We start from the raw sequence: 16,626 nt of genomic DNA, 5'->3' as shown, positions 1-16,626 counted from the left end.
TTTTCTGATCCGTTAGGGCGAGAACGAAATATTTTGTTAGCTCCGAGCCACATGAGCGCGGCAAACTGCCTGCACCTTTTTATTTTTGCAGCATGCAAAAACCAAGTGTACCTCGTGGCACCCGTGATTTTGGCCCGGAGCAAATGAGCAAGCGCATGTTCCTGCTGGATACCATCCGGCAGACATTCCGGCGTTATGGATTTCAGCCACTCGAAACGCCTACCCTCGAAAACCTGTCCGTCTTGATGGGTAAATACGGTGAGGAAGGAGATCAGCTTCTCTTTAAAATTCTGAATTCAGGTGATTTCGCCGGGAAAGTAACTCCAGCAGATTTAGAGGAAGGCTCAAAAAAACTAACGCTTAAAATTGCGGAAAAAGGACTTCGGTACGATCTCACAGTGCCTTTCGCCCGTTACGTAGTAATGAACCGCCACGCGTTGACGATGCCTTTCAAGCGTTACCAGATTCAACCTGTGTGGCGCGCAGACCGGCCCCAGAAAGGCCGCTATCGGGAGTTCGTGCAATGCGACGCCGACGTGGTAGGTACGGAATCGCTCTTGTGTGAAGCGGAAATTGTGCTCATGCTGCATGAAGCACTCCGCAACCTGGGTATTCAGCATTTTACAGTAAAGATCAATAATCGGAAGATTCTAACCGGTATTGCTGAATTCATTGGTGAATCCGGGCAGGAAAGCACACTGGCGGTTGCCATCGATAAACTGGATAAAATCGGGAAAGAGGCCGTTGTAGAAGAGCTGCGCCAACGAGGTTTCTCAGACGAGGCCATTAACCGTCTGGAGCCCATGTTCAATTTCCCCAACGAAACAAAAGCAGCTTTCGCGCAGCTAAAAACGTGGCTGGCGGATTCAGAAATTGCCCAGAAAGGATTAGCTGAATTGGAAGAAGTGTGGCAGCTAGTAGAACAATACGGATTACAAGCGCCGCAAATGCAGTTTGACGTGACGTTGGCCCGAGGACTTTCGTATTATACGGGGGCAATTTTCGAAGTGAAAGCAAATGGGGTGCAGATTGGTTCAATCAGCGGGGGAGGGCGTTACGACAACCTGACGGGTACGTTTGGTATGCCGGGATTGTCGGGCGTTGGAATTTCACTGGGTGTTGACCGAATTTACGATGTAATGGAAGAGCTAGGACTTTTCCCAGATACGCAACTGCAATCAACGCGCGTTTTAGTCATTCACATGGACCCGGAAGCAAAGGCAGTCGGGTTGCCGCTGTTGACTAAACTGCGCGAAAAAGACATTGCTGCGGAAGCCTACCCAGATTCGGCAAAGCTGAAGAAACAACTGGATTACGCCAATCAGAAATACATTCCGTATGTTGTTCTCATTGGGTCAGAGGAAATGCAGACGGGCCTGCTAACGCTCAAAAGCATGGTCACTGGTGAACAGAAAAAGCTGTCTGTTGAGGCTATTGTAACTGAAGTTCAGTGAACGCAGCGCTAGTATACTATAAAATAAAAAAGCAGCTTCGTTGGAAGCTGCTTTTTTATTAAGAGTGGGTACTCTTAGAATTTAAATCCGACGTTTACACCCAGCGAACGACGTTGTGAGTCGTTGAAGCCACGTACAGCGCCTGAGAATCCATGGTGATATACGAGGTCAATCAGCAGGGGACCGATATCGAAACCAAGATTAGCCAAACCTAAGAAGGCACCGCTTTTTATCTCTGCTTCGTTTACACTAACGCTGCTGCTTGAGCTTAGGCGGTTCGCATACTCAGCACCAACGGCCAAACGAATGGCCGAAATACCACGGTCAGACTCAACCAGTTTAACACCAAGATAAACCGGAATCTGCAACCATTTTACATTGATACGCTCCGTAATGTCCTGTAGTGAAGAACCATCACCTTCCCGGAAATAATTTGAGCTGGAAGCAAAGTATTCAGCCCCGATTTGGCCGTAAATACGACCACCACCGCGTACAAAAACACCAGCCTGATAGCCTAAACGACCTGACAGGTTATCTCCATCAACATCTTCACCCCGATAACGAGTTGTGTTAGCACCTACGTAGAAACCACCCGTGAACGCTTTGTAAGCTTTTTCGGCTCTTGGGCGTGAAGCACGGCCTTCGCGGTAACCCTGGTCATAAGAAGAGGTGCCAGTAGTAGACGAATAAGTGCTTGTGCTGGAAGTGGTGCTCATCGGTGTCGTTGAGCTCGAATAGTTGGATGTACCGGACGTGTAGGGCGAACTTGTGCTTGTATTAGTCGGCTCCGTTGGTGTAGTTGTGTACGTTGAGGTCGTGCCGGTTCTTGATGGATCCGTCGTGTTGGTCCGAGACGTATCAGATGAGTAAGACGTGCTTGTCTGGGCGAATGCGCTCCACGAACCTATCAAGCACAGGGCAAGCAAAGTACTACTGCGTTTCATGTTCATAACGTTTTTAAGTGTAATAAAAAAAGGTGCATGATCACTCATACACCTCTAATAACAGCTTAATTTTAGGAATGTTTAAAACTTGAATCCTACGCTTGCACTAGCCATCCGGCGTTTGGCAGAATTCTGATTTTTTAAAACATCAGCAAATCCATGATGATAAGTCAGGTCGATTGTAAACAGGCCAATATCAAAACCAAGGTTAGCCAACGCGTTGAGCGTTGAGTTATTAAAATTTTCCTTCTCAAAATTAAATTTATTATTATTTACGTCTAGTTGATGCGTAAATTCTGCGCCTCCAGCCAATCGGATAGCCGACGTCCCGCGTTGGGATTGAAGCAATTTGAAACCGATCAAGGCGGGAATCTGAATGTATTTCAGGTCGATTTTATCCTTTATATCAGAAATCGTTGATCCGTCTCCCTGCGTGAAAAAATTTGAAGAAGAAGCTAAATATTCTGCACCAATCTGTCCATATAGCCGTCCGCCGAACCGGGTGAAGATACCAAGTTGGTACCCTAAGCGACCCTTTAAATTATTTTTATCAAGACTTTCTTCGCTTTTAAAACGAGTCGAATTAACACCCGCGTAGATCCCTACTGTAAAGTTTTTATAGTTGGCTTTCTCCGCCGTTCGGGATGAAGTTACTTCAGGATGATGGGTTTGAGTAAAGGTCACTCTAGACGAAGATGTGTGCTCCAAGGTCCAAGAATCTGATTGAGCTACGGCTACATGGGTTACTAACAAGGCACTTGCAATTCCAACGTACAGTTTCATCGTGATATGGTTTTAAGATAGAATAGTGAATGCTTTATTCTATGACGTTGGAAGTGGCCGTTTGTCAACAATCCATAAAAAAAGGGGAAGAATTAATTCTTCCCCTTTTGGATAAAATAAGTTATCTATGAGTTATTTCCGCATCGCTTTGTAGGCATTGATTAGCCCATTGGTAGAGCTATCGTGCGAATCGATTGGCTCATCGTCAGCGAGTTCGGGTAAAATCCGATTGGCTAGCTGCTTGCCAAGTTCTACGCCCCACTGGTCGAAACTGAAAATATTCCAGATAATGCCCTGCGCGAAAATTTTATGTTCGTACATGGCAATCAGACTACCCAGTGAGCGTGGCGTTATCTGCCGCACCAAGATGGAGTTAGTAGGTCGATTGCCCGAAAAGGCCTTAAATGGAGTCAGGAAAGTGATTTCTTCTTCGTTTTTTCCTGCTTTCCGCAACTCTTCTTCAACTTCGTGCCGCGTTTTACCATTCATTAGGGCTTCCGTCTGGGCAAAAAAGTTAGACAGCAGCATTTGGTGGTGATTGCTTAGTGGCCGGTGGCTAATGGCGGGAGCTATAAAGTCGCAGGGAATCAACTTTGTACCCTGGTGAATCAGCTGGTAAAAGGCATGTTGGCCGTTTGTGCCGGGTTCTCCCCAAATGATTGGCCCAGTTTGGTAATCAACAGGCTGCCCGTTCCGATCTACGGATTTGCCATTGCTTTCCATGTCACCTTGCTGGAAATAGGCGGCAAAACGGTGCATGTATTGATCGTAAGGCAGAATGGCTTCTGATTCGGCGCCGAAAAAATTATTGTACCAGATACCCAGAAGTGCCAGCGTTACCGGAATGTTTTCTTCGAAAGAGGCGTGCCGAAAGTGGTTATCCATTTCGTGGGCACCAGCGAGTAGCTGCTCAAAGTTCTCGAAACCGAGGTAGCAAACAATCGAAAGACCAATGGCCGACCAGAGCGAATAGCGACCGCCTACCCAGTCCCAAAAAACGAACATATTATCGGCATCGATACCGAATTTCTCTACCTCAGATTTGTTCGTCGAAATGGCCACAAAATGTTTTGCAACAGCACTTTCGTCACCTGCTTTATCAATAAGCCATTGCCGCGCTGAATGGGCGTTTGCCATGGTTTCCTGCGTGGTAAACGTCTTCGAAGCGATCATGAAGAGCGTCGTTTCCGGATCGACCGTTTGCAGGGTTTCGTAAATATGTACCCCATCGACGTTTGAAACAAAATGAACGTTCAGATTAGGCTTGGCGTAAGGCTTCAGCGCTTCTGTGACCATCACCGGGCCGAGGTCAGAACCCCCAATGCCGATGTTGACAATATCCGTAATGGCTTTGCCGGAATACCCTTTCCAATCGCCGGAAATGATGCGCTCCGAAAAACCTTTCATCTTGTCAAGCACCTCATTTACTTCGGGCATGACATCCCGACCGTCGGACAAAATTGGCTCGTTAGACCGATTTCGCAGGGCAACATGGAGTACGGATCGATTCTCCGTAGCGTTAATTTTGTCGCCCGTAAACATCTTTTCAGTGGCTTCGTGTAAGCCAGCTTGTCCAGCCAGTGCGCGAAGTAGCTCCAGTGTTTCGGCAGTGATGCGGTTCTTGGAGAAATCGACCAGCATGTCTTCAAAACGAAGCGAAAATTGGCTAAACCGATCTGGATTGTCCGAAAACAGATCTTTGATATGGCGATCTTTCAGGTGTTGGAAGTGCTCCTGAAGTTGCAGGTAAGCCGGAAGCTGAGCAAACGAGTAGTTGGTTAACATAGTTGCGATCTACGATTTTTAAGAATAAAGTCAAAGGCATACTTCCTGTACCCGGGTCGAGTCAAATAGAAAAACGTTAAAATCTACCTGACCGCGGATACCGCTCACTGAGCCGCCTTTATTGTGTTGCCAGAAATAAAGTCGTTCAGTTTGGTAATCGTCCAGATGTTCTTTCGTATAATCAGCCAGCCAGAGTGGATAGTCATCGAAATTTCCGGCAATATAACGCCGGTAGAAGTGCCGATTGGTATAAATAATGGGTTTAACGCCATAATGGTTTTCAACCAGGTTAAGCCAAAGCTGTAAGTCAGCAATAAGCTTCTCCGAATTAACATTCCAATCAATCTCAAAATCCAGAACGGGCGCAAAGTCACCCGCGTCGAGATCAACGGTTTTAATAAAGTTTTTGGCTTGCTTTTCGGCATCCCGTCGAGGATGGTAAAAATGGTAGGCACCCCGTTTCAACCCGGCTTTTCCTGCCTCGCGCCAGTTGGTTTTGAACTGCCGATCCACCAGCGTGACGCCTTCAGTGGCTTTAACAAACACAAACTGAAGCCCGATGCCGTTGGCTTGGATACGCCGTACTTTTTGCCAATTGATTTTTTTGTTGTGGTGCGAAACGTCAATGCCGTGGATGGGATAGGCAGTCGGCACCCGAATGCCAAAGTCGGGGATATAATGCCACTCTCTTTTTTGTACTTCGCCCTCCCGAAATAGCCACCAGAGCCCAAATAGCACAGCGATTGCGAGCAACGGCAAAACCAGCGTTTTGCGTGTTCGGTACAAAAAAAGAATAATTCGCTCCATGATGGGGCAAAAATAAAAAACCCGGCGTTAACCGGGTTAAAAATTGCGCACTATTACGGTTTACTCTTTGTCCGACTTGTCGGAGCCTTCGAGTTTTACCAATTTGTTGTAAATACCCAGTAGGAGGAAAGGTGCCGCCCATTGGCCAACAAAAAGTGCTTTATCATTTTCTTCCTGGAACTTATAAAATAGCGAAGCGCCCATCGAAGCAAGCGAAGCCCATAGGAATATATCAGAAGGTAATTTCGCCGTTTGTTCCTCAATGGTTCTGGCAACAATACCTTCATCGTGCGAGTCATTAAATTCTTTGCCGAAGGTGTCCTTGACCTTGTCTTTCAAAGCTGTCATAACGATTAGTGTTTGTTTTAAATACAACATCGTTAACCGCAGGTCAAAGGCAAATGTTTTGTAACAATCATTTAATCTATAAATAGAAAAGGGAACGGAGACTAATCTGCCGTTCCCTTTTTATGACCCTTACCGCCGATTATTTATTCGGTTGCGGCGTGGTGCGCAGGTAAGGCTTGATTACGTTTACGCCTTTCGGGAATTTCTGAATGGCATCTTCCGTACTAACAGCCGGAACAACAATACAGTCATCTCCTTCCTGCCAATCAGCAGGGGTAGCAACCTGGTAATTAGCCGTTAGCTGCAAGGAATCAATGACGCGCAGAATTTCAAAGAAGTTACGACCTGTTGATGCAGGGTAAGTCAGCGTAAGCTTAATTTTCTTATCCGGTCCGATAATGAACACCGAACGAACCGTTGCTTTTTCGCTGGCATTGGGGTGAATCATATCGTACAACTCCGCCACTTTCCGGTTCTCATCGGCAATGAGGGGGAAATTAACGGTTGTTTTCTGGGTTTCATTAATATCGCCAATCCACTTGTTATGCGAATCCAGTGGATCAACACTCACGGCAATAACTTTTACGCCGCGTTTATCAAACTCATCTTTTAGTTGAGCCGTACGGCCTAACTCTGTGGTACAAACCGGGGTGAAGTCAGCAGGGTGGGAAAAAATCATTCCCCAGGAGTTGCCCAGCCATTCGTGAAAATTGATGGTTCCCTCGGTTGTTTCAGCAGTAAAGTCCGGGGCAACATCGCCTAATCGCAGTGCCATAATTTGGATAGGTTTTGTGTTTGCTATTTATTCGATCAATTAACTAGAATTATCCTTAGTGGAAAAGATATTCCGCCATCGGATGTTCTACTTTATACTGAGTAAAATAACCATCAAACGAGGAATATCATTCCGTGATGCGGCTTAAAATTAGAGATACCGCCAATAATGTCAAATTAATTTCTCTTCCACCGCCATTTTGACTAACTCAGCGGCATTCTTTACCTGCAATCGACGCATCATGTTGGCGCGGTGGTTGTCTACAGTCCGAACGGAAAGTTGCAGTTTTTCGGCAATTTCCCGACTGCTCATACCATCTACCAGAAATTGAAGAATTTCTTTTTCCTTTTTAGAAAGCTTCGAGCGGCGCAGGCGGCTGTTTTTGTCCGTCTTCTTCAACTGCGACATATAGCCATTTAAAATGATGTTGGCTACGGGTGAACTAAAGTATTTTTCCCCACTTTGGATGGTTTGCAGCGCCTTGATCATTTCATCACTGGAAGAATCTTTTAGGATATATCCATAAGCGCCCGCTTCTACCGAGCGCATGATGTAATCTTCATTGTTGTGCATGGACAGCATGAGTGTCCGTACATTTTTGTATAACCGGCTGATAACCTGCGTTGTCTGAATTCCTGACATACCCGGTAAGGATATATCCATCATAATGATATCAGGCTGGTGCGTTTTTAATTTTTCAAGAGCTTCTTCTCCGTCGGTTGCTTCGTCAATGATTTCAAAATCATCAACCTGTTCAAGAAGAGAGCGAATACCGTTGCGAACGATGGAATGGTCATCGACCAGCATCAGTTTGATTGTATTCATGTTCAAGATAAGCGAGTTTAAAAGGGATACTAACTTGCACTCTGGTTCCTTTGTCGGGAGCCGATGTCAATTTAAATTTTGCATTAATCAGGGTGGCCCGCTCCTGCATGTTATGAATGCCCTGGGATTGGCGACCACTCTGGGGTTTCGATGAACGTTGAACGCGGAAACCGATTCCGTCATCGCAGACAATTAAATGCAGATAATTATCTTTTTCAAATAATTCTATCGTAATCTGATGCGGTTTTGCGTGCCGAATTGCATTGCTGACCGCTTCCTGACTAATTCGATAAAGGACAATTTCAAGATTTTTCTCAAACCGAATATCATTCAAGGTGGTATGAAAAATAACTTCAATTGGACTGTCCTGCGCGTTGGTATCAGCTAGCATTTCCAGCGCTGGTATCAGTCCGAAATCGCTCAAAACCGTGGGCATGAGGTTGTTCGACACGTTCCGCGCTTCCTGGATAGTCTGCGTCACCAGTGCCTTGAGTGTGCCTATGTTCTGAGCCTTCTTGTTTGGGCCGTTCAGACTGGTTTCCAGGCTTTCAATCTGTAATTTGATGGCGGTTAGCATTTGGCCAATGCCATCGTGTAAATCACGGGAAAGTCGTTTGCGTTCTTCTTCCTGTCCCGCCAACAAATACGATGTACGCAGCTTTTGTTCATCCATTTGTTGTTGATACTGCTGCCGGGTTGCGTCAAACAGTTGTTGCCGCGTTTCTTTCAGGGTACGGTTCAACGAAAGCAGTTTCCGGTTTGCCATAGCCGTAGTTGTCTCAGCTTCAATCAATTGCCGAATAGCTTGCTGCAACCGCAAAATAGCCGGTCGAATAATAAACCAGCCGACTAACGCCAACACCAGTAATGTAAATACGTACAGATATAAATTTAATTGCTTAAGCGTTGCCATGCGGCGCGCATTTTCGCGATTACTTTGCTGGATTACCTCATCCACTTTCTGCAAGAAAGGGCCATCGTACTGGGTAAGTGCAGATAGTTCGGGCTCAGGGTTGAGGCTTTTGGGTTCGGGGGCCTGTTCCGCTTTATGAATCAAACTCAGCGCATTTTTCTGAAGCGCCGAGAAGTAAGGAACAAGGCTGCGATAACGCATATTAACACTGTCGCTATACTCAACCGAAATGTCGCTATGCGGTAATGTTCCCTGCCGGGCGTTGAGGTGAGTTTCAAGAAATTGATTGTAGATTTTCCGAAACTCAATCAGGTTGGAATCATAATCCGCCTTGGTCGACGATTGGGTCAATTGCAGGGCCTGTCGGGTAAGCTGCTGGCTTTGGTGGCGCTGCCAGGCCGAACTGCGGATAATTTCAATCATGTTGACCAAATCGCGCAAGACAACCTGTGTAACTATCTGACCGACAGTTAGTAAGATGGCTACAATGGCAATGGTAGCTGCAAAGAGCCGTATGAACCGACGGGTAGAGGGAGGAGCCTCCACTTTTAAGACATCCGTAGGCTCAGACAGAGGTTTATCGTTGTCTGCATTGATCACAAAGTAAAGGTAGCGGAAAAACCACAATATAACTGGAAAAATGCCATTTGGTGCAAAAAAACGGGCACTAGAACCAAACCAAACCGTTGGTTGTTTTGCTTTTGAAAAGACCGTAGATTTGTGAGTATACGGAACCTGAAGATAAGCCAGCTATGAAAAAACTTGTTTGCCTTGCTACTTTGTTTGCCTTGGTAACGACTATGGCCTTTCGCCCGGCTATTGGGCCTGAAATACCTGTCACGAAAAGCAATGTTGCCGCAGAACCGGTAAAGTTGTCGTGGGAAATGTTGCGGGATGTTACCTTTAAGAAGAAATGGTATCCCGAAGAGTCCGTTTACATGCTTTATCCAACTTTTGGACCGGGAGTTCAGAAATTGAATGGCAAACCGGTTGAGTTAACTGGCTACGTATTGCCGGTTGACCTGGAGTCAAACATGTATGTATTGTCGGCTTTTCCGTTTAGTGCGTGTTTCTTTTGCGGTGGTGCAGGTCCGGAATCAGTTGTTTCGTTGAAATTTAAAAAAGGCGGACGCAAATTTAAGACCGATGAGCGCCGGACGTTTCACGGAACGCTGAAATTAAATGCCGATAATATTTACGAACTGAATTATATTCTGACTGATGCTGAAATAGTTGAGTAATTTATGGAAAATGAAAACGGAAAAGTTTTCGACTTTGGTTGACATGCATTCCTATTTTACGCATCTTTGCACCCACATAAAATTAATGAATAAAGCCTTATTCATTAAAAAGGGGGTATAGCTCAGTTGGCTAGAGCGCTACAATGGCATTGTAGAGGCCGTCGGTTCGAATCCGACTATCTCCACGTAAAGAATAAACTGGGCTGTTTTCGCAAGAAGACAGCCTTTTGTTATGTTATACGCATAGATGGATTTGACAAGATAGTCATCTAGCAATACGAACTAAAATTCTGGTTGATAGCGTCAGCGCAATATGAGAGCGTTATTCCTGGTAATATGGGTATTCATTCTTGGGTGTTCCAGTAACAAAAAAGACGATCTGGAACAGCGCCTGGCTAAACTCGAACAAGAGAATAAGGCGTTAAAAGCCTCAGAAAAAGGCGGAAAAGCAGAACAGAAACCTGCGGTCAGTGTGCGCCCTGACCCAAGAACTACAGCCAAGAGAGAGGCCATTAGCCGTTCCGATCTCAAAAAAGTAACGGTAGACGTAGCGGCCCGCATTCTCCCATTTGGCGGAGTTAAACGAGCAAAAGTAACGCTACGCAATCCAACGGCCATTCGATTTGATCAGGTGAAAATTTCCGTGCGGTATTACAAAGCAAATGGTGAACTTTACAAAGAGGAGTTTGTCTATCTGGATCAGGTAAAACCTTTCGGATCTGAGTCCATCAGCGCGCCCACCAGTGATCGAGGCACGAAAGTAAGAGCGCGCATTGCCGATTTTACCTCACCGGATATTTCCAAAGAGTAGCTTACGTAATGACAGGCTTCAGCTTGGGTCAAAAATCAAAGCTAGTAAGCAAAGACCCAGCCTGATGATTTGTAAACCCACACGCCTTCTTTTTGGTCGGTTTGATAAACGTGGTGACCCGGTTTTGGTTTGGGAAGGGCTAGTCGTTGGGCCTGTGTTACTTCCGGGTAAGAGCTGGAAGTATTACCCGACGTCCGGGCGATTTCGACCCATTTCTCATGATCACGCTTCAACGTCAAGGTGTTGCCTACCTGAGCCGCAAAGTTCTGATTTCCGTTGAGCAACAGCCGATTGCTATGTTTTACCACGCGGTTTGCTCCAAAAGTTATGTTTATAGTTTGGCCAATGTAAGCCTGACTAATATCGGCCAGGGCGGTAGAGGCATTGGACGCGTTGAGGAGGTAAAATTCCGCATCGTCCTGTGTAACATCTAGAATACCCGCATTAGTGATGCTAACCGTTTTTTCGGCATCCCGGCCTTCCGCCGAACTTCCAGCTACCAGAAAAGGCCGCTCAAAGCCAATAAATGAGTTGTTTTTGTACGAAAAACGGCGATTACGCTTGTCGTTCGCGTGAAGTCCTACTATCGCGGTCTTGCCGGTATTTTTGAAAATATTTCCGTCGAACCGGCTGTTTGTGATAGCGGCGGGGCACCAGATTGGAGCGTTGGGAATGGTTGTGTTTGGAATCTGGCCGCTATAGTTTCCCTCGAAGCGGTTGCCCGAAATAAGAATACCGTCGTATGTCGCATTGTTGCCCAGAACGATGCTAGGGCCTTTAAACTCGTCGCCAAAATTGTTCGTTAGACTATAATTTCCCCCCGAAGAAGCATCCAGAACAAGGTTCACAAAAGACAGGTAATTGTTGTGAATGCCAATGCTAGTCGCCTTAACCGCACCCTGGTCTTTGACAAAATAAGGCATTCGCCGGTTTTCTAAACCAATAACGCGATTATCGGCAATCTGAATGCCTTTGGCATGGACCAAATCAATGGCTCCCGCCTGCACATCAAAGAAAATATTGTTGGTAATGGCCACGGTTTCAACCGGGGTATTTGCCGCTCCGATTCGCAGGGAATGAAAGGCCGCAACGTCAAATGTGCAGCGATTAATGACAACATCGCCACCGCGTTGCAGGTGAATTCCATAATCTTCTGGCGTCTGAAACCAGACATTTTCGATGTACAGCGAGTTGTGATTGCCGTCGCCTTGAGCGGTGCTGTTCCCGCCAAAAATCAGGGCTGTGCCGGGTGTAAGGGTGGCCGATCTCGCCCGTAGAATACCACCGCGAATGGAAATCGCATTGGAACTGGCTCCGTCGGGATCGCCGCCAAGCCGAAACAAATGCTTGCCAGGACTAAGCTGAATAAGCCGACTCCCTCCGTAAGAACCAACGGGTTCCATCTCAATGCACACGGCCCCGCGAATCCAGACCGCATCACGCAAGGCATAATTTCCATTGGGAATGCGAACAACAGCGAAGCGGCGTTTATAAGGCGTTTGCATAACGTATTTAACCGGATCAGTGGCTTTCTGGGCGGCATCCAGCGCCCGCTGAAAGGGGATGGTGTTGTTCGTGCAGGTTTGGTCATTTTGTCCATTGAAATCGCCTTTAGCACCAAAATCCAGTACATTGATTTCTGTACGGTTGGCCAGAAACCAGCGACCCGCCTTACTGGAGCCATTGTTTTTTCCGGGAGCAGGAAGGACAAAAAAACCGTCGGGCGCGTCAGTAGCCGACGGATCATAAACAAAATAAGTATCGGTGCCTTTCAGTTGAATGTAATTATCCCCTCCTGAAAAGCTCTGAATCAGAGGCTTGCTATCAAGCGTGAGCAGCGAAGGGCGACCAACGGGAACCGAAGCACCGGTTCGGCCCTTGGCGTTCATCTCCAGCCAGGAGCCTTTATCTTCCAGAAACGGGCGGTATCGATCATCGCCAGACGAGGACGTTGTTTTGTCTTTGGTACTGATTTCAACGGATTGAGCAATTGTCTGATAACCAATAAGAAGAAAGGAATAAAAAAGAAAACGAATCATAAAATGAAGGTGTGGTTGCTAATCAAAGTTACAAATATTTGCCGCCTAAGCATAGAACTCACCGGAGGGCATTGTACATTTGTGACTCTTGAGGCGAGCAGGAGCAAGTGGCTTTTTATGGTTTACGTATACGTTATTTTCAGCGAGACAGCCAACCAGTATTTTATCGGTTTGGCAAAAGATGTGCAGATTGCACTTTGGCAGCATAATGCGAAAGCAAATCCAACCACGGCTGAGGGGAAACCCTGGGTGGTGAAGTTTAAACAGGGCTTTCCGAAACGAACCGAAGCCCAAAGTCTCGAAATGAAGTTGAAAAACAAAAAGCGAGAAGGGCTGGAAGAGTTTTTAAGTGAACAAGCCGCGCATTAAGCTACTCGAATGGGTAGCTTTTCTTTTGGTATAATCGCAAAAAAATGGAATGGCTGGACGTAGTTGATGAGCAGGACCGCCCGCTCGGCTTTACCAAACCCAAAAAACACATTCATCGGGATGGCGACTGGCATCGGACAACCCACATTTATGTTCTGAATCCGGCGGGGGAGGTGTTGTGTAATTTACGCCATCCAGATAAAGATATGTTTGCGGCCTTGTGGGACATCAGTTTCGGGGGGCACGTTTCGGCGGGTGAAGACTATCGGCAGGGAGCCTGGCGGGAACTGGAAGAAGAATTAGGTATTTCGGTGGCCAAGGAAGAACTTCAATACCTCTTTTCCATGTCGGTGGATGGGTATGACGTGAGCAATAACCTGACGGATCGCGAGCATACGGCGGTGTTCATCTGGCAAACGGATAAAAGCCTCCGCGATTTTCATTTTCAGGAAGAAGAGATCACTGCTATTCAGTTCGTATCGGTGCGTCAACTGCAAACCTGGCTGCGAGAGCCCAATGACGACTTTCCGCTGGTACCCCTTCCAAATATGTACGGCTACGCTCTGGAACAGCTGGAGCGGTATCAGGCAGGTCAGAAAACAGACGCCGATGCCCGGCCTTATTTTAGCTGGAAAGACTTATAATTTAAGCCGGTTTCTAATAGGGACGAATCGCTTTCACAAATCGGCCTTTGAAATAGTTGGAGTACAGGTTGTCTTCCCGCACCCCCCGCGACGAAGAAGCGTGAATAAAAACAATATCTCCTTTTCCGCGTACTTCGGTGATGATACCCGCGTGCGAAACGTACCCTTCTTTGCCGTGATCGGGCACAAAGAATACTAAATCACCCGCTTCAATTTCTGGTATATCTACTTCATAACCCACTTCGGACTGCTGCCAGGAAACGCGCGGAATTTGTAGACCAACCGTATTGAAAACCGCGAAAATCAGTCCGGAACAGTCCATGCCCGACGAATTTGAGCCGCCAATGCGGTAAGGAACTCCGGTGTAGGTTCGGGCAATCTTTACCACATCGCGTACGTAACTCTTGTGGTACGTATGCGTATCGACTTTTTTAACGGGCCTGGCGTTGGAAGCCGGTTTACGCGCCGCCACCGTTTTTCGCTGCGCAGGCGGGGTGTAAGGCGTCGAGCGAAAAAAAGAGCACGAAGAAAGACTTAGCGTAACAAGTAACGTGAAGACAGAGGGCCGCCAGATCGCCCGAAAGTGTAAATTCGCAAACATAGCAATGGGTGGGATAGTAATCGTGACCGACCGAAGCCGGCCACCTACTGTACGAACCTATTAAATTTTCATGGTTAAAGCAATTCTCTTGCGCTGTAAATCGACCTCAACCACCTTAACTTTTACTTTCTGGAAAACTTTTACCACTTGACGCGGATCGGAAACGAACTGGTGGGATAATTGCGAAATATGCACCAATCCATCCTGTTTCACCCCAATGTCAACGAAGGCACCGAAAGCAGTTACATTGGTGACCACGCCTGGTAAAATCATGCCTTCGTGCAGATCTTCCACTTTTTTAACGCGCTCGTCGTATTCAAATACTGAAAGCTGCTCACGCGGATCGCGACCGGGCTTTTCGAGTTCGGCCAGAATATCCCGCAGCGTTGGCAGCCCCACTGTATCAGTAACGTAGCGTTCGGGTTTTATTTGCTTCCGAAGCTCCGTATTTTTTACCAAATCCTGAACCGTACTATTCAGATCCCGTGCCATTTTCTCCACAACGGCGTAGCTTTCCGGGTGCACGGCGCTGTTATCAAGCGGGTTAGGAGCGTTGTCGATGCGAAGGAAGCCGGCGCATTGTTCAAAGGCTTTGTTCCCCAGCCGAGGTACTTTTTTCAGCTGATCGCGGGATTTGAAAGCCCCATTCTGCGTGCGGTACTCAACAATATTCTGGGCCAGTGTCGGACCTAAACCCGATACATAACGCAGCAAGTGGGCGCTGGCCGTGTTGAGCGACACCCCAACCTGGTTCACGCAGCTTTCAACCACCGAATCCAGACTGGCCTTCAGAGACGACGGGTCTACATCGTGCTGGTATTGACCAACGCCGATGGATTTAGGGTCGATTTTAACCATTTCAGCCAGGGGGTCCATTAGTCGGCGACCGATGGAAACGGCCCCGCGCACAGTAACATCCTGATCGGGGAACTCCTGACGAGCCACATCGGAGGCTGAATAGACAGACGCGCCTTGTTCGCTAACCATAAACACCGGAATGGTTATGCCGAAATTCAAGCCACGAACAAATGTCTCCGTTTCCCGGCCAGCGGTTCCGTTACCAATCGCGATGGCTTCGATCTGGTATTGCTGAACGAGTTTTAACACGGTCTGCGCCGCCTGTTGCCCGCCGTTACGATCCGGGTAAATAACGTCATTGGTAAGCAATGTTCCCTGCGCATCCAGACAAACGGTCTTACAGCCCGTGCGGTAACCGGGGTCGATGGCCAGCACGCGCTTTTGCCCCAGTGGTGAAGACAAGAGTAACTGCCGGAGGTTATCAGCAAAAATACGAATGGCTTCCGCATCGGCTTTTTCTTTGGACAGATTATCAAATTCCGTTTCAATGGAGGGTTTGACCAGCCGTTTGTAACTGTCTTTGATGGCCAGAATCATCTGGTCGCCCGTGCTGGCCGATCCGCGCAGAAACTGCCGCTCCAGGCGTTCGAGGGCCGCTTCTTCGTCTGGCGCAATGCCTACCGACAAAATACCTTCGGCTTCACCCCGGCGCAACGCCAACAGGCGGTGGGAAGGCACCCGACGCAGGGGCTCCGCAAAATCGTAGTAATCCTTGTATTTGATGCCTTCCGTTTCCTTGCCTTTCTTGACTACCGAACGAATAATCGCTTCCCGTTCAAACAAGACCCGGATGCGTTGCCGGGCGTCGGCATTTTCGTTGATCCATTCAGCAATAATATCCCGTGCGCCCTGCAAAGCGTCGTCTACCGACTCAACTTTGTCGTTCAAAAAGGTCAGAGCTTTGCGGGACAGATCGCGTTCCTGCTGGAGGTAAATGAGCTTGGCCAGCGGTTCCAGCCCTTTCTCAATGGCGATGCTGGCGCGGGTTTTTCGTTTCTGCTTATAGGGTAGGTATAAATCTTCAAGTTCTGTAAGGGTTGCCGCCAGTGAAATTTTCTGACGTAAATCCGGCGTTAGTTTTCCTTGCTCATCGATGGATTTCAGGATGGCCTCCCGGCGTTTGTCCAGTTCCTGAAGCTTCTGGTACGTGTCTTTGATCGAAGCAATCTGCACTTCGTCCAGGCCGCCTGTTGCTTCCTTGCGGTACCGGGAGATAAACGGAACGGTGGCCCCGCCGTCGAGCAATTCAATCGTATTGTCAACAGATCGATTCGATAAGTTCAGGAGCGAGGCAATACGTCCTGCTATTGAACGATTTTCTTGAGGTTGAATCATGGATTCGCTTTACAGAATTAAAATGAATGGCCCCCGTCTGGCCTTCCGGGAAGGTTGATCCGTGAGCGACCTTCCCGGAAGGCGTGAACCAAAG

Annotated in this window: 16 protein-coding genes and 1 tRNA gene; 6 read left to right on the top strand and 11 right to left on the bottom strand. The window is 47.4% G+C overall.

Annotated elements, in window-relative coordinates; translation table 11 throughout:
• Positions 1–92 precede the first annotated feature (92 nt).
• Positions 93–1,454 carry a histidine--tRNA ligase gene (hisS, locus tag L0Y31_RS17055; protein ID WP_234734289.1) on the top strand — a complete coding sequence of 454 codons (1,362 nt, stop codon included), beginning with the start codon at positions 93–95 and terminating at the stop codon, positions 1,452–1,454.
• Between the two features lie 74 nt (positions 1,455–1,528).
• Here hisS and L0Y31_RS17050 read toward each other — a convergent pair whose 3' ends face one another.
• From L0Y31_RS17050 to L0Y31_RS17015, 8 genes are all read right to left on the bottom strand, one after another.
• Complete coding sequence (locus L0Y31_RS17050) at positions 1,529–2,398, bottom strand: PorT family protein (RefSeq protein ID WP_234734288.1); 870 nt, start codon at positions 2,396–2,398, stop codon at positions 1,529–1,531.
• Positions 2,399–2,479: 81 nt separating this feature from the next.
• Complete coding sequence (locus tag L0Y31_RS17045; RefSeq protein ID WP_234734287.1) at positions 2,480–3,181, bottom strand: PorT family protein; 702 nt, start codon at positions 3,179–3,181, stop codon at positions 2,480–2,482.
• 132 nt (positions 3,182–3,313) lie between these two features.
• A complete protein-coding gene (gene pgi, locus L0Y31_RS17040) occupies positions 3,314–4,966 on the bottom strand; it encodes a glucose-6-phosphate isomerase (RefSeq protein ID WP_234734286.1) in 1,653 nt (550 codons plus the stop codon).
• Between the two features lie 30 nt (positions 4,967–4,996).
• Positions 4,997–5,773, bottom strand: coding sequence for a glycoside hydrolase family 25 protein (locus L0Y31_RS17035; protein ID WP_234734285.1), 777 nt, complete (start codon positions 5,771–5,773; stop codon positions 4,997–4,999).
• 60 nt (positions 5,774–5,833) lie between these two features.
• Complete coding sequence (locus L0Y31_RS17030; RefSeq protein ID WP_234734283.1) at positions 5,834–6,121, bottom strand: hypothetical protein; 288 nt, start codon at positions 6,119–6,121, stop codon at positions 5,834–5,836.
• A gap of 139 nt (positions 6,122–6,260) precedes the next feature.
• Positions 6,261–6,896 carry a peroxiredoxin gene (locus tag L0Y31_RS17025; protein WP_234734282.1) on the bottom strand — a complete coding sequence of 212 codons (636 nt, stop codon included), beginning with the start codon at positions 6,894–6,896 and terminating at the stop codon, positions 6,261–6,263.
• 171 nt (positions 6,897–7,067) lie between these two features.
• Complete coding sequence (locus L0Y31_RS17020) at positions 7,068–7,703, bottom strand: response regulator transcription factor (protein ID WP_234737193.1); 636 nt, start codon at positions 7,701–7,703, stop codon at positions 7,068–7,070.
• Positions 7,690–9,234, bottom strand: coding sequence for an ATP-binding protein (locus L0Y31_RS17015; RefSeq protein ID WP_234734281.1), 1,545 nt, complete (start codon positions 9,232–9,234; stop codon positions 7,690–7,692). The genes L0Y31_RS17020 and L0Y31_RS17015 overlap by 14 nt, the downstream gene beginning before the upstream one ends.
• Positions 9,235–9,386: 152 nt before the next feature.
• Between L0Y31_RS17015 and L0Y31_RS17010 the strand changes: the two genes are divergently transcribed.
• The 3 genes from L0Y31_RS17010 (at position 9,387) to L0Y31_RS17000 (ending at position 10,686) form a co-directional block, all read left to right on the top strand.
• Positions 9,387–9,875 (top strand): DUF3299 domain-containing protein, encoded by a 489-nt coding sequence (locus tag L0Y31_RS17010; RefSeq protein ID WP_234734280.1) that lies wholly within the window; start codon positions 9,387–9,389, stop codon positions 9,873–9,875.
• A gap of 111 nt (positions 9,876–9,986) precedes the next feature.
• Positions 9,987–10,060, top strand: a tRNA-Ala gene (locus tag L0Y31_RS17005).
• A gap of 128 nt (positions 10,061–10,188) precedes the next feature.
• A complete protein-coding gene (locus L0Y31_RS17000) occupies positions 10,189–10,686 on the top strand; it encodes a hypothetical protein (RefSeq protein ID WP_234734279.1) in 498 nt (165 codons plus the stop codon).
• Positions 10,687–10,727: 41 nt separating this feature from the next.
• Here the strand turns inward: L0Y31_RS17000 and L0Y31_RS16995 are convergent, their stop codons facing one another.
• The gene (locus tag L0Y31_RS16995; RefSeq protein ID WP_234734278.1) at positions 10,728–12,725 is read right to left on the bottom strand and encodes a right-handed parallel beta-helix repeat-containing protein; all 1,998 of its coding nucleotides are present in this window, start codon (positions 12,723–12,725) and stop codon (positions 10,728–10,730) included.
• 117 nt (positions 12,726–12,842) lie between these two features.
• On the opposite strand from L0Y31_RS16995, the gene L0Y31_RS16990 reads away from it, so the two are divergent.
• Positions 12,843–13,094 (top strand): GIY-YIG nuclease family protein, encoded by a 252-nt coding sequence (locus tag L0Y31_RS16990; RefSeq protein WP_234734277.1) that lies wholly within the window; start codon positions 12,843–12,845, stop codon positions 13,092–13,094.
• Positions 13,095–13,138: 44 nt separating this feature from the next.
• The gene (locus tag L0Y31_RS16985) at positions 13,139–13,738 is read left to right on the top strand and encodes an NUDIX hydrolase (protein WP_234734276.1); all 600 of its coding nucleotides are present in this window, start codon (positions 13,139–13,141) and stop codon (positions 13,736–13,738) included.
• 13 nt (positions 13,739–13,751) lie between these two features.
• On the opposite strand, the gene L0Y31_RS16980 is transcribed toward L0Y31_RS16985, so the two are convergent.
• Both L0Y31_RS16980 and L0Y31_RS16975 read right to left on the bottom strand, forming a co-directional pair.
• A complete protein-coding gene (locus L0Y31_RS16980; protein ID WP_234734275.1) occupies positions 13,752–14,339 on the bottom strand; it encodes a C40 family peptidase in 588 nt (195 codons plus the stop codon).
• Between the two features lie 60 nt (positions 14,340–14,399).
• Positions 14,400–16,532: a Tex family protein gene (locus tag L0Y31_RS16975; RefSeq protein WP_234734274.1), complete on the bottom strand. Its 2,133-nt coding sequence runs from the start codon at positions 16,530–16,532 to the stop codon at positions 14,400–14,402.
• Positions 16,533–16,626: the final 94 nt, after the last annotated feature.

The sequence above is a fragment of the Tellurirhabdus bombi genome (assembly GCF_021484805.1).
Lineage (GTDB): Bacteria > Bacteroidota > Bacteroidia > Cytophagales > Spirosomataceae > Tellurirhabdus > Tellurirhabdus bombi.
This window is presented reverse-complemented; position numbering and strand designations above follow the sequence as displayed.